14 protein-coding genes are annotated in these 13,056 nt (G+C 71.3%); 9 read left to right on the forward strand and 5 right to left on the reverse strand.

The window, feature by feature from the left end:
- The first annotated feature begins 163 nt into the window (after positions 1–163).
- From GGQ91_RS22415 to GGQ91_RS22430, 4 genes are read left to right on the forward strand one after another with little or no spacing between them, the layout of a single operon-like run.
- Entirely contained in the window at positions 164–1,219 is a 1,056-nt protein-coding gene (locus GGQ91_RS22415; RefSeq protein WP_182592869.1) for a class 1 fructose-bisphosphatase, read from the forward strand.
- A 25-nt stretch (positions 1,220–1,244) separates the two neighbouring features.
- Entirely contained in the window at positions 1,245–2,105 is an 861-nt protein-coding gene (locus GGQ91_RS22420) for a phosphoribulokinase (protein WP_043349274.1), read from the forward strand.
- A 19-nt stretch (positions 2,106–2,124) separates the two neighbouring features.
- Complete coding sequence (rpe, locus tag GGQ91_RS22425; protein WP_043349271.1) at positions 2,125–2,811, forward strand: ribulose-phosphate 3-epimerase; 687 nt, start codon at positions 2,125–2,127, stop codon at positions 2,809–2,811.
- Complete coding sequence (locus GGQ91_RS22430; RefSeq protein WP_043349270.1) at positions 2,805–3,593, forward strand: HAD-IA family hydrolase; 789 nt, start codon at positions 2,805–2,807, stop codon at positions 3,591–3,593. Before rpe ends, GGQ91_RS22430 begins: the two co-directional genes overlap by 7 nt.
- Here the strand turns inward: GGQ91_RS22430 and GGQ91_RS22435 are convergent.
- Together GGQ91_RS22435 and GGQ91_RS22440 are read right to left on the reverse strand one after the other, a co-directional pair.
- Positions 3,554–4,528 (reverse strand): MBL fold metallo-hydrolase, encoded by a 975-nt coding sequence (locus tag GGQ91_RS22435; protein WP_182592870.1) that lies wholly within the window; start codon positions 4,526–4,528, stop codon positions 3,554–3,556. The two genes, GGQ91_RS22430 and GGQ91_RS22435, sit on opposite strands and share 40 nt — an antisense overlap.
- Positions 4,529–4,632: 104 nt before the next feature.
- The gene (locus GGQ91_RS22440; RefSeq protein ID WP_043349265.1) at positions 4,633–5,673 is read right to left on the reverse strand and encodes an SDR family oxidoreductase; all 1,041 of its coding nucleotides are present in this window, start codon (positions 5,671–5,673) and stop codon (positions 4,633–4,635) included.
- Positions 5,674–5,902: 229 nt separating this feature from the next.
- Here GGQ91_RS22440 and GGQ91_RS22445 point away from each other — a divergent pair, with 229 nt between their 5' ends.
- Positions 5,903–6,649: a YebC/PmpR family DNA-binding transcriptional regulator gene (locus tag GGQ91_RS22445; RefSeq protein WP_043349263.1), complete on the forward strand. Its 747-nt coding sequence runs from the start codon at positions 5,903–5,905 to the stop codon at positions 6,647–6,649.
- Between the two features lie 24 nt (positions 6,650–6,673).
- Here the strand turns inward: GGQ91_RS22445 and GGQ91_RS22450 are convergent, their stop codons facing one another.
- Positions 6,674–7,660: an alginate O-acetyltransferase AlgX-related protein gene (locus GGQ91_RS22450; protein WP_182592871.1), complete on the reverse strand. Its 987-nt coding sequence runs from the start codon at positions 7,658–7,660 to the stop codon at positions 6,674–6,676.
- Positions 7,661–7,840: 180 nt separating this feature from the next.
- Here GGQ91_RS22450 and ada point away from each other — a divergent pair, with 180 nt between their 5' ends.
- Positions 7,841–8,905 (forward strand): bifunctional DNA-binding transcriptional regulator/O6-methylguanine-DNA methyltransferase Ada, encoded by a 1,065-nt coding sequence (gene ada, locus GGQ91_RS22455; protein WP_053610465.1) that lies wholly within the window; start codon positions 7,841–7,843, stop codon positions 8,903–8,905.
- Between the two features lie 33 nt (positions 8,906–8,938).
- Here the strand turns inward: ada and GGQ91_RS22460 are convergent, their stop codons facing one another.
- Together GGQ91_RS22460 and GGQ91_RS22465 are read right to left on the reverse strand one after the other, a co-directional pair.
- Positions 8,939–10,255, reverse strand: a complete 1,317-nt coding sequence (locus tag GGQ91_RS22460; RefSeq protein ID WP_182592872.1) for a DUF5666 domain-containing protein — start codon at positions 10,253–10,255, stop codon at positions 8,939–8,941.
- 11 nt (positions 10,256–10,266) lie between these two features.
- Positions 10,267–11,112: a DUF6502 family protein gene (locus GGQ91_RS22465; protein ID WP_043349250.1), complete on the reverse strand. Its 846-nt coding sequence runs from the start codon at positions 11,110–11,112 to the stop codon at positions 10,267–10,269.
- A 478-nt stretch (positions 11,113–11,590) separates the two neighbouring features.
- Between GGQ91_RS22465 and GGQ91_RS28450 the strand changes: the two genes are divergently transcribed.
- From GGQ91_RS28450 to GGQ91_RS22475, 3 genes are all read left to right on the forward strand, one after another.
- The gene (locus tag GGQ91_RS28450) at positions 11,591–11,719 is read left to right on the forward strand and encodes a hypothetical protein (protein WP_257787384.1); all 129 of its coding nucleotides are present in this window, start codon (positions 11,591–11,593) and stop codon (positions 11,717–11,719) included.
- A gap of 36 nt (positions 11,720–11,755) precedes the next feature.
- Entirely contained in the window at positions 11,756–12,496 is a 741-nt protein-coding gene (locus tag GGQ91_RS22470; RefSeq protein WP_043381071.1) for an outer membrane protein, read from the forward strand.
- Positions 12,497–12,675: 179 nt separating this feature from the next.
- On the forward strand, positions 12,676–13,053 hold the full coding sequence (locus GGQ91_RS22475; protein ID WP_182592873.1) for a phospholipase A2 family protein: 378 nt from the start codon (positions 12,676–12,678) through the stop codon (positions 13,051–13,053).
- The last annotated feature ends 3 nt before the right edge of the window (positions 13,054–13,056 follow it).

Consider the following 13,056-nt stretch of genomic DNA (forward strand, 5'->3'; position numbering starts at 1 on the left):
TCGTCCTATGACACAAGATCGCACAGAAATCTTGAAGGCCGCGCCGCGGGTTCCTGTCGATCCGGAGACACAGACCGCTATCTTGGCGGCTAAGCGGCCGCTACAGAGCCGGCGCGGAAGGCGCGATCCCGACGGACGGGATCCGAGCAGGAGGAGTAGGCCGATGGCAATTTCAGCGGCGATCGGGACGCCCCTCGAGACCTGTCTTGCGCAGGCCGTGGACGCCAATCCGGCGCTGAAGGACACCGCCGCGGTGATCGCGGCCGTGGCGCGCTCGGCGGTGGAGATCAGCGAGCGGATCGGGCGCGGTGCGCTCGGCGGCGACCTCGCGGCGGCCGGCGAGCACAACAGCGATGGCGACGTCCAGAAAGCCCTCGACGTCATCGCGCACGAGAGCGTCACCGCAGCCCTGCGCGGTGCCCCGGTCGCCGAGGTCGCCTCCGAGGAGGCCGAGGAGGTGATGCGGCTGAACCCGGACGCGCCGCTCGCCGTCGCCATCGACCCCCTCGACGGCTCGTCCAACATCGGCGTGAACATGGCCGTGGGCCTGATCTTCGGCATCCGGCCGTCGATCAAAAATCCGGCGAATCCGCTCGCCTCGTTCACGACCCCCGGCTCGACGCAGATCGCCGCGGGCTTCGTGACCTACGGCCCGGCCACCGCGCTGATCCTGACGCTGGGGGAGGGCACCCAGTCCTACGTGCTCGACCGCGCCGAGGGTACGTTCAAGCTGACGAGCCCGGCCATGTCGGTGCCGGCCTCCACCAAGGAATTCGCCATCAACGCCTCCAACGCCCGGCACTGGGATGCCCCGGTGAAGGCCTATATCGAGGATTGCCAGCGCGGCACCGAGGGCCCGCGCGACAAGGACTACAACATGCGCTGGCTCGCCTCCCTGGTGGCCGACATCCAGCGCGTCCTGACCCGCGGCGGCGTGTTCCTCTACCCGGGCGACGCCCGGAAGAACTACGCCCGCGGCCGCCTGCGGCTGCTCTACGAGGTCGCCCCCGTGGCGATGCTGGTCGAGCAGGCCGGCGGCACGGCCACCGATGGCCAGACGCGAATCCTCGACCTCGTGGCCACCGGCATCCACGAGCGGGCGCCCCTGGTCTGCGGCTCCACCGAGGAGGTGGCCTGCGTCGCGACCTATTACGCGGGCGGCAAGCCCGATGCCGGCCGCTCGCCGCTGTTCGGGCAGCGCGGTCTGATGCGGTCGTGAGGCACAGCACGAAGTCCGGACGGTAATGTCGGCGCGGCACCCCATCATCTCGGTGACCGGCTCCTCCGGGGCCGGGACCACCTCGGTGCGCAACACCTTCGAGCAGATCTTCCGCCGCGAGGACGTGCGGGCGGTCTTCATCGAGGGCGACGGCTTCCATGCGTTCGACCGCGACACGATGCGGGCGATGATGGCGAATGAACCGACGCTGTCCCACTTCGCGCCGCGCGCCAACCTCCTGCCCGAGCTGGAGGCGGTCTTCCGCAGCTACGCCGAATCCGGGACCGGCCGCACCCGCCACTACGCCCACGATGCCCACGACGCGCAGGCCTTCGGCATTCCGGAGGGGAGCTTCTCGGACTGGGAGTCGTTCCCGCCGGATTCGGACCTGCTGTTCTACGAGGGCCTGCACGGCTGCGTGGCGGATCAGGATGTCGACATCGCCCGCTACGCCGACCTGAAGATCGGCGTCGTGCCGGTGATCAACCTCGAATGGATCCAGAAGCTGCACCGGGACCGCTCGTTCCGCGGCTACTCCACCGAGGCGGTGACCGACGTGATCCTGCGGCGCATGCCCGATTACGTGCAGACCATCTGCCCGCAATTCTCCTTCACCGACATCAACTTCCAGCGGGTGCCCACGGTCGACACCTCGAACCCGTTCATCGCCCGCTGGATCCCCACCGCCGACGAATCGATGGTGGTCATCCGCTTCAAGGACCCGAAGGGGATCGACTTCTCGTATCTCGTCTCCATGATCCACGACAGTTTCATGAGCCGGGCCAATTCCATCGTGATTCCCGGCGGGAAGCTGGATCTGGCCATGCAGCTGATCCTGACGCCGATGATCATGCAGCTCGTCGAGCGCCGTCGCAGGCTGGCCTGAACAATCCCGAAAGCCTCCCATGCTCCCACCCGTCATCGCCCCCTCGATCCTGTCCGCCGACTTCTCGAAGCTCGCCGAGGAGACCCGCGCCGTGGACGCGGCCGGCGCCGACTGGATCCATCTCGACGTCATGGACGGGCACTTCGTGCCCAACATCACCTTCGGGCCGCCGGTGGTGAAGGCTCTGCGCCCGCATACGCAGAAGTACTTCGACGTCCACCTGATGATCGCGCCCGCCGACCCGTACCTCGCGGCCTTCGCGCAGGCCGGGGCCGACGGCATCACCGTCCATGCCGAGGCCGGGCCGCACATCCACCGCTCGCTCCAGACCATCCGCGACCTCGGCAAGCGCGCCGGCGTGGCGATCAATCCGGGCACGCCGGCCGCCCTGGTCGAGCCGGTGCTCGACCTCGTGGACCTCGTGCTGGTGATGACGGTCAATCCCGGCTTCGGCGGCCAGAGCTTCATCAAGAGCACGATGGAATCGGTGGCGCGGGTGCGCGCCATGGTGGCGGGCCGGGACATCCGCATCCAGGTCGACGGCGGGATCGACCCCGAGACCGTCAAGGCGGCGAGCCGCGCCGGGGCCGACACGTTCGTCGCCGGCAACGCGGTCTTCGGCGGCGGTCCGGGCGCCTATGCCGAGCGCATCGCGGCGATCCGCGCGGGCGCGGAGGGCGCCTCCGGTCGCGACCTGTCGTGCTGAGGGCGCTGATCTTCGACGTCGACGGGACCCTCGCCGAGACGGAGGATCTGCACCGGCAGGCGTTCAACCGCGCCTTCGCGGAACTCGGCCTGCCCTGGCGCTGGGACGAGGCGCTCTACGCCGACCTGCTGACCGTGATGGGGGGCAAGGAGCGGCTCGCCCATTACATCGACACCCGGCACGCAGCCGAAGCCGAGGCGCTCCACGCGCTGGCCCCCGAGATCCACGCCCGCAAGACGCGCGCCTACGGCGAACTGGTGGCAGCGAGCGGCCTGCCGCTGCGCCCCGGGATCGCCCGGCTGATTGCCGAGGCCCGGGCGGCGGGCCTGCGGCTCGCCGTGGCCACCACCACGAGCCGGCCGAATGTCGACCGGCTCCTGGCCGCCAACTTCCCGCCGGACGCGGCACCCTTCGACGTGATCGCGGCCGGCGACGAGGCGAACCGCAAGAAGCCCGCCCCCGACGTATTCCTCCTGGCGCTCGCCGGCCTGGACATCCCGGCCTCCGAGGCGGTGGCCTTCGAGGATTCGGCCGCCGGCATCAGCTCGGCCCGGGCCGCGGGACTGCCGGTCCTGGCGACACGGAGCCGCTACACCGAGAGCCACCCGCTCGACGGTGCCTTCTCGGCGGTCTCGGATCTCGGCGAGCCGGAACGGCCGCACCGGCACATCGCGGGCGTCGAATGGCCGGGCGGGGTCGTGGACCTGGCGAACCTGATCCGGGTGCACGCGACCCTGGACGATCAGAGCGCGCCGTTCCAGGCGATGGGCACCAGCCGGTAGCCCGGCCCGTTCCGCTCCACATGGCCGAGGGACGGGAAGGGGAAGTGGTAGCCGACCACGAGGGCCTTCTCGGACGCGGCCATGTCGTAGAAGCGGTGGCGCGTCGCCTGCGCCTGATCGGCATCGTAATCGTACATCACGTGCCAGTCCGGGTGCTGCAGGAAGAAGGCCGGAATGTTGGTCACGTCGGACTGGATCAGCAGCCGGTCCGCCCCCGAAGCGATCGCGAAGGCCGTGTGGCCGGGCGTGTGGCCGGGCGCGGCGAGGGCGGTGATCCCGGGTGCGACCTCCTCGTCCCACGCGAAGGTGCCGATCCGGTCCTTCAGGTCGCCGAGCACCCGGCGGGTGTTGGCGAAGTAGCCTTGCGTCACCGGGTCGGCGGCCTGGGCCATGTGGGCGTCGCTCATCCAGAATGCCCAGTCGGGCGCGCCGGCCCGGATCTCGGCGTTCGGGAAGGCGAGGCTCCCGTCCGCCCTCTTGAGGCCGTTCGTGTGGTCGGGATGGAGATGCGAGAGCAGCACGAGGTCGATCTCCTCGGGTCTGATCCCAGCCGCCGCGAGGTTCGCCGCGAGCCGGCCGACGGGCGCGCCCGGCACCGGACCGTTGCCGGTATCGATCAGGATGAGCTTCGCGCCGGTGTTGATCAGCGTCGGGTTGAACGGCACCGTCACCTGGCCGGGCGGCATGTAGGCCGCCTGCGCGGCGCCGAGTGCCGCGTCCCGGGGAACATTGCGCACGAAGCGGTCCGGCATCGGGAAGCTGCGCGCCCCGTCGTTGAGGATCGTGACCTCGCAGCTGCCGACGCGGGTCCGGTAGAAGCCCGGCGCCTGCGATCCGCCGAAGGGCGCCGCGGCGCGGGCGCCGCCGCCGAGACCCAGGACGGCCCCTCCGGCGAGCGCACCCCGTACGAGGTCGCGGCGGTTCGTTGCCGGCATCGGATCCTCCCTAAAGCCCGGTGCCGCCTGGGGCGCCACACAGCGCGTTCCGCAAGGTTTGCGCAGCCCCGAGGCTGCGCGATGGGCCTGCCTAAACCGGTATCCTAGCGTCTGCCCAGCCGGCGGTCGGCGCGCGCTTCCGCCCGCCCATGCGCCTCGGTGGCGAACAGCATCGTCCCGGCCACGATGCCGAGCGCCGCCGCGATCCCGAACTTGAGCCAGCGCGGGTCTGCCGCGGCGACGTGGCCGGTCGCCCGGGCATCGAAGCGGCCATGGGCGCCGGGATCGGTGTCCACCGGGTCGTAGAGGTTGTCGGGGCGGTTCGTCTGCGCCTGCACGCTGGTCATCTCCCCACGATAGCCGTGCCGGGCGAGGTAGCCGTCGATCCAGCCCGGGATCAGCATGTTTCCGATGATCGCCTTCCAGGCCGAAGCCCCGATCCACAATTCCCGCGGCGCGTCGTGCGCCGCCCGGAACACGTGCCGGGCGATCGCCTCCGGCTGATAGATCGGCGGCACCGGTTCGAGCTTGCGCGGCATCCGCGACCGCGCCCAGTCGAACTGGGGCGTGTTGACCGCCGGGAGCTGGACCATCGTCAGCCGCACCCGACTGCCGTCGTGGAGCAATTCGCTGCGCAGCGAATCCACGAATCCGCGCACGGCGGCCTTGGCGGCACAGTAGCTCGCCTGCAGCGGGATCGACCGATAGGCGAGCGCCGAGCCGATATGCACGATCGTGCCCCGGTCGCGCGGCACCATGTGGCGGAGCGCCGCCAGGGTCCCGTGCACCTGCCCGAGATAGGTGACCTCGGTGGCGCGTCGGAACTCCTCGGGGTCCGTCTCCTGCACGGGCGCGTAGACCGTCACCATCGCGTTGTTGACCCAGACGTCGATGCCGCCGAACGCCTCGGCCAGCGCGTCGGCGGCCTGGGCGACGGCCTCCGCGTCGGCGACGTCGGCCGCAAACGCCAGCGCCCGGCCGCCCGCCCGTTCGACATCGCGGATCGTGCCCCTCAGCCCGGCCTCGCCCCGGGCGATCAGACCGACATTCCAGCCGTGCCGGGCGAATTCATGCGCCACGGCGCGGCCGACGCCGGCGCTCGCGCCCGTGACCATGACCGTGCTGCGTCCGTTCCGGCTCGACATCGGGCTTCCAGCTCAGGGAGAAGTGCAGCGCCAACGCCCGAGGCGGGCATTCTTTCCGCGATCACGGGATTGCGAAGCCTGCGCGCCCCTGTCCCCCTGCGCGGTGCCGAGCGGCGGCGGCCGCGTTGCTTCGTCCGAAGGCGGCGGCCTATATACGGCGCGACCTCACAGCCGCGACGGCGGGGTCCCGGACGCCCGCCCTCGCCAACGAACAAAAGTCTGAACCGTCATGGCAGGCCATTCGCAGTTCAAGAACATCATGCACCGGAAGGGCCGGGTGGACGCAGTCCGCTCGAAGGTGTTCGGCAAGCTCGCCCGCGAGATCACCGTGGCGGCCAAGCTCGGCACGCCCGACCCGGCGATGAACCCACGCCTGCGCGCCGCGATCCTGGCGGCCCGCGCCGAGAACATGCCCAAGGACAATATCGAGCGCGCCATCAAGAAGGCCGCCGGTGCTGACGGCGAGAACTACGAGGATATCCGCTACGAGGGCTACGGGCCCGGCGGCGCCGCCCTGATCGTCGAGGCGCAGACCGACAACCGCAACCGCACCGCCTCGGACGTCCGCTCGGCCTTCACCAAGTCCGGCGGCAGCCTCGCCGAGACCGGCGCCGTCGCCTTCATGTTCGACCGCGTCGGCGTGATCGCCTACCCGGCTTCCGTGGCCGATGCCGACACGATGCTGGAGGCCGCCATCGAGGCCGGCGCCGACGACGTCAGCTCCGGGGAGGACGGCCACGAGGTCGTCTGCGCCCAGGATTCCTACGGCGAGGTCACCAAGGCCCTCGAGGCGCGCTTCGGCGAGCCGAGCCGCACCGGGCTGATCTGGAAGGCACAGAACACGATCGACGTCGACGACGAGACCGGCGAGAAGCTCATCCGCCTCGTCGAGGTGATCGAGGATCAGGACGACGTCCAGCACGTCTACGTCAACTTCGCCCTGTCGGACGCGCTGGTGGCCAAGCTGCAGGCCTGAGCGGGGCCAAGCCGCGGGCGCCGCTCACGCGCCTGCGGCTGCCAGTTCCGCTCCGAAGCGGTCCTGCGCGTAGCGCTCCACCGAGAAGGTGTCGTTGGGCAGCTGGACCATGAAGCGCTCGGCCACCTCGGTCAGCACGATGTCGGGCCGGACGCGCTCGATATACGGCCAGTCCAGGGAGGTGCTCCAGATGAAGTGCACCTCGCGGAACGTCTCGGCCAGCATGATCGTCAGCATGTACGGCATGACGTGCGAGAAGGAATCGCCGAACAGCGCCAGCCGGCGCGGATCGGTGGCCTTGGCGTTCTGGTAGATCACGTGCGCGCCGACATGCAGCGTGTGCAGCAGGCCGGCCTTCTCCCGGGCTTCGACGATCGGGCTGCCATAGGTCCGGACCGCGTCCTGCTGCATCAGGACGGTGCGTGAGCGCGCCCGCCGGGGCGGGTCGAAGGCGCTGCCCAGATCGCCGTCGTGGTCGGTCTCGAAGGACGGCCGCTCCCGCAGATCCGGCCGGGGCTCGGCGCCCAAAGCCCGGCAGATCTCCGCGTAGGCGAGATAGCAGCCGTCGGCGGACCAGTGGGTGTCGGTCCGGCAGTAGAGATCGGCCGTATCGCGCTGCGCCCGCATCGGCGTCACCAGATCGATGCAGGTCTGGCGCCAGCGCGTCCGTCGGCGCCAGGCCGCATAGAGGCCGAAGGGCCCGCGGAAGCGACCCGGCGGGGGCTCGTTGTGCAGGAGCCGATAGGCCGGCGAGGCGCTCGGCCGGATGGTCAGCCCGTCGAGCCGGTGATCGTAGATCATCAGCTTCTCCGGGGCGACGACGTGGCGGTACAGGATTCCCTGGGCGCGCAGGCGCCGCTCCCGCATCGTCACGAGGCTGCGCCACTGCCAGATCAGCTCCGTGGTCTCCTCCGGCCGCTCGTACTGGCCCAGCACGTCGTTGCGCCCGGTCTTCAGGAACAGCCATCCATCCTGGCCGACATGGATGTGGTCGGGCGTGCTCGAAGCCATGGCGCACTCGTGAAATGGCTCCCCGCTCGAACGGCCGCCCGGGACAGCGGATTCGGCAGCAAGGAGCGGGATGCCGGCACGGCGGCGGACGGACAGAGTGCTGCGCGCGTCCTCCACCGCCCGGCAGGCCCCCTCATGCCCCTCCCCAACGCCCACGCCAAGCCGCATAGTGCCGCCGCCATGAACAACGGTCCAAGGTCAGACCTCAGCGACGCCGAGCGCTGGGCGGCCCTCGCCGCCCGCGACGCGCGGGCCGACGGCACCTTCGTGTACGCGGTCCGCACCACGGGTGTGTATTGCCGCCCGAGCTGTGCCGCGCGGGCAGCGCGGCCCGAGAATGTCAGCTTCCATCGAACCTGCGCGGAGGCCGAGGCTGCCGGTTTCCGCCCGTGCCGGCGCTGCCGCCCCGACGAGCCCGGCCTCGCCGCGCGCCGGGCCGAGGCGGTCGTCCGCGCCTGCCGCCTGATCGAGTCGGCCGAGACGATGCCGTCGCTCGCCGAACTCGCCCGCACCGCCGGCCTGAGCACCTACCACTTCCACCGGGTGTTCAAGGCTGCCACCGGCGTGACGCCCAAGGCCTATGCCGCCGCCCACCGCGCCGCCGTGGTGGCCCGGCGGCTGCCCGGCGCCGCCTCGGTGACGGAGACGCTGTACGAAGCCGGCTACGGTGCGGCGAGCCGCTTCTATGCGGGGGGCGCGCCACGCCTCGGCATGGCGCCGGCGGCCTATCGGACGGGGGGCGCCGGTCTGCGCATCCGGTTCGGCATCGGCGCCTGCACGCTCGGCGCGATCCTCGTCGCCGCCACGGAGGCGGGCGTCTGCGCCATCCTCCTCGGCGACGCGCCCGAGCCGCTCCTGCACGATCTTCAGAGCCGCTTTCCCGCCGCGGAGATCGAGGGCGGCGACCCGGCCTTCGAGAGCTGGATGGCGCAGGTCATCGGTCTCGTGGAGGCGCCGGGCAGCGGCCTCGACCTGCCGCTCGACATCCGCGGCACGGCCTTCCAGCAGCGGGTCTGGGCAGCGCTGCGGAAGATCCCGGTCGGATCCACGGCGACCTACGCGGAGATCGCCCGGGCGATCGGCCTGCCGACGGCGATGCGCGCGGTCGCGCAGGCCTGCGGGGCGAATCCGGTGGCGGTCGCCATCCCCTGCCACCGGGTCGTGCGCTCGGACGGCGCCCTGTCGGGCTATCGCTGGGGCGTCGCGCGCAAGCGCGCGCTGCTCGACCGGGAGGCGGAGGGCTGAAGCCCGGCATCGCGCGCGAAGACGATGGTCGGCCTAGCGCCGGCCGCCCCCCGGGCCGCCGAACCCGCCGCCAAAGCCGCCTCCACCGGGGCCCGGACCTGGACCCCCGGGAGGACCGCCGAATCCCCCGGGGCCGCCGGGGAACGCCCCCGGAGCGGCCGGCGGTGCGCCGCCGAATCCGCCGCGGGGCGCCCCGAATCCGCCGGGACCCTCCGCCCCGGGGACGACCGTGCCCCCCGGCCGGGTGTCGATCGCGGGGCCGCGCGGCTCGCCGATGCCGCCAGGGCCGCCGATGCCGCCCTGCCGGCCGCCGGGCTCGGCTCCGAAGCGACCGGGCAGCTCATCGGGGAGATTGCGCAGGTCGAGCCGGTCGCGTTCCCGCTCGAACCGCGGGGCATCCGGCTGTTGCGGCTCGGGCGCGATGCGGTTCTCGATCCGCAGCCGCTCCACCGTCAGGTCGCCGTCCCGCGCGATGGCTGCGGTCAGCACCGCCTTCACGCTCCCGGCGCGCGGAACGCGCGCGCCCGGGCGCCCCGCAACGGCATAGCCCGCGCCGACATCGAACCCGCTGCCGGACCGGCCGATATAGGCCTCGATCGAGACCTGCTTCAGCCCCGGCGGGAATGGCAGGCCGACCTGCGCGGCGTTGGTCACGGTGAGGACGCCGTTCGCCGCCGTGCCCGTCACCAGGGCGCGACGGCCCGTCGGGAGGGTGTCGGCCCCCGCGATGCGCAGGCCGCCGATCCCGAGGCCGCCCGCGATCCGCCGCACCGGCCCGGCGACGCGGTCGGGCCCGGAATCCCGCGCCTCGATCAGGCTCGCCACGATCACGCCGTCGGGCCGCCGCAGCCCGCTCACCGCGACCCGCGCCCCCGGCTTCCAGGCGCCGGCGAGACCCGCCGTCGAGACCCGCTGGCCGAGGACCACCAACCGCCCCGGCGCGACCGATTCCACCGGCCCGACCACCTCGCTGGTCACGTCGATCCGCCCCGTGGCGAGCCCGGCGCCCTCCGGCCGGGCCACCACGTGGACCACCTGCCCGATCTTGAGGTCGGCCGACTTCGCCGCCGTGCCGTCGATGCGCACCTCGACGTCCGGCGGATAGGCGATGCGCAGGTCGTTGACGATGATCGAGCCGAAGCGGCGGATCGTGCCGATCACGCCGGTGCCGCCGATCCCGCGGTCGCCCTCGCCGAGGGGCCCGTTGCGGGGCTCGTCGGTCCGCATCATGCCGGTGCCGCCGATGCCCTGGTCGCGCGGCGCCTCCTGCGGCCGGACGGGGGCCGGCAGAAAGGTCGCGCCGCCCGCGAGCAGGCGCAGGACGAACCGGCGGTTCGGCAAGACGCGCACCGGCCGGCCTCTCACCGCTCGTCCTTGGGTTGCGCTGAGGGCGCCGCTTCCGTGTAGACGTAGAGACCGAAATTCCACCGATGCGTGCCGCCGGGATCGGTCTGGCAGGCGGCGTGCGCTTCCCGGTTGGCTTGCTGCAGCGCCTCCATGGCGATCTCGCGGGCGCGCGCCTCGAGCTTGATCGCGAGGTCCTTGGACAGGCCGTCGTAATGGACCGCCCGCTCCAGGAAGCGCGGCGCGTCGCCGACGATGTTGGCGACGGCGGCCGCGATATGGTCGTGCAGGTTGCGGCCGAAATAGTAGAGCTGCGGCCCCTCGGCGCCGTCGCCCCGCGGCACGTAGGCCGCCTCGGCGAGAACGATCCGGTCCTGTGGATCCGTGAAGGCGAGGCCCCGGTCGAGCCACTCGTCCAGGACTGCCCGAGGCCGCAGATCGCGGGTCACGCCCGAGACCAGGGTCTCGAAGGAGGGGGCGTTGCCGTCGGCGGTCCGCGGCAGCGGCAGGGGATGACCCTGCGGGTCGGTGAAGGCCGGATCGGCGATCCAACGGGCGATGATCCGGCTGGTGCGCGAGACGACCGCCGGCACGGCACTCACCGGGGCGCCGGCCCCGCGCAGGCGCCGCACCTCCTTGCGGTGGATGCCGGTGAGCAGCGAGACGCGGCTGTCGGTCTGCTCCTTGCCGGTGAGGGCGAAATCGTACTCGGCGACGTTCACGTAGAGCTCGCGCAACAGGTCGGTCAGCGCAGGGAAGGTGATTCCACGGGCCACCAGCAGGCGCACGAGGGGGCGCAGCAGCCGCGCCAGCGGCGCGTGCAGGCTCGCGCCGTCCCGCGGAGTATCGGCAGTTTCAGACATGATCGCATGGTGGCGGTTTGTGCCGTGGGATACAATCCCACTGCGTGCGGCGGCGCACCTCGATCCGCTGATTTCGAATTGACGTGGGATTTTTGCACACGTACATCGACGGCGTGGTCAAATTTCCCACGTCAAGCGAGGAGCACAGGACCATGACCGTTCCGACACGCCGACTGGTCCTGGAGACGCTACCGCCCCTCACCCTGCCTCCGGCCTCCGGGTTCCGCCCGCGGCAGAACGACCCCCTTCCGCGGCTCCGGCGCATCGTCTGCGTCGCCGCCGCGCTCACGCTGCCCGTCCTCGGTGTGGCTGTCGCGGAAACGGTCCACCGCGCCGCCGCACCGAAGGCGCCGCAGGCCGCCGCTCCCGTCATCCCCTCAGGCGGGGCGGCGGCACCTGCCGCTCTCGGCGTGCCCAAACGTGCCCTCCGGACCATGAGGACCGCGATGCAGACGCCCGGATACCGGGAGGACCGGTCATGACCACCCTGTCCAGCCTTCGCACCGCGCATCCGGCGCCGACCTGCGGCGGAGCAGCCATCCTCGATCTCGCACTCTGCCTGATTCTGGCGGTGACCGTCGTCGGCCTGCTCCTCCTGACCCTGTGATCCTGCGGCTCCGCCGCCTTCCACGACGAGATGTCCATGACGCTCAAGATCCACGCAGCCCTTACGGGAGCCGCGGCCTGCTGCTTCGCGTTCGCCGCTCAGGCGGCCGATCTGCCGCGCCGTGCGCCGCCCCCGCCGCTGCCGCCGTCGCTGCCGGTCTTCACCTGGACCGGCTTCTACGCCGGCGTGAATGCGGGATACGCCTTCCGCACCGGAAGCAGCGGCTTCACCGATCCGACCTACGGCGCGGTCACGGGCGGCGGCCGGGGCGGCGGCTTCGCCGGTGGCGGCCAGATCGGCTACAATTATCAGTTCACGCCCGGCTCCGGCTTCGTGGTCGGCTTCGAGACCGATCTCCAGGGCACCGCCTTCGCCAAGGCGGATGCAGCCTATCTCGGCACCACGCCGTACTACAGCGTTCGGCCGAGCCTCGACTATTTCGGGACGGTCCGCGGCCGGCTCGGCTACGCTATCGACCGCGTCCTCATCTACGGGACCGGCGGCTTCGCGTATGGCGGCGGCACGCGCTCGACCTATGCGGGATCCTATCCCTACACCCTGCCGGCGACCGATCGGACCGGCTATGCGGCCGGCGGCGGCATCGAATACGCCTTCACCGAGAAGCTTTCCGCCAAGGTGGAGGCCCTCTACCTCCATCTCGGTCGCGGATCGTCCGCTGCTACGTACTACAACGCCAGCGTTCCGGCATATTATGGTGCCGGCAAACAGGAATCTGGTTTCGCCTTGGTCAGGGCCGGCGTAAATTATAGATTCTAACAAATATTCGCTGTCGGAGATCTTGACGCTTCCCGTGGGCTGGGACGCCATACGCGACGTTCGGCTTCGCGAATCCGTCGGCCGCGCGAACGAGGTCATGGCCGGTGCAGGGCGGCGATTCCGAATGTCGCGCGGGCGTTGCCGTGCGGGATCGAGGGTCTTCTCCGACAGGATCGGCCGTGAGCATCCCCAAACCGACCACCCTCACGACAGCTTTGCTCGCCTTCGGGCTCGCGGCCTGCGCCGTAACGGTACGGGCCCAGGAGATCATCCCGCCCGGACCCACCGGGCGCGGTGCCATCCTGATCTACGGAAACTTCTGCGGGCCGGGTAACCGGGGTCCCGGATTCCGGCCGATCGACGCGCTGGACCGTGCCTGCGCCCGTCACGACATCTGCTCGGCCGATCCGATGTCGGGCACGCTTACGAGCTGCGCGTGCAACCGGCGCCTCACGGTCGAGGCCGGTGCGGTCGCCCGGGATCCGCGCGCGCCCGCTCACACCCGGGAGGCGGCGCAATTCATCTCGGATTTCTCCGCGGCGCTGCCCTGCCAATAGGCC

The sequence above is a fragment of the Methylobacterium fujisawaense genome (genome assembly GCF_014138435.1).
GTDB lineage: Bacteria > Pseudomonadota > Alphaproteobacteria > Rhizobiales > Beijerinckiaceae > Methylobacterium > Methylobacterium fujisawaense.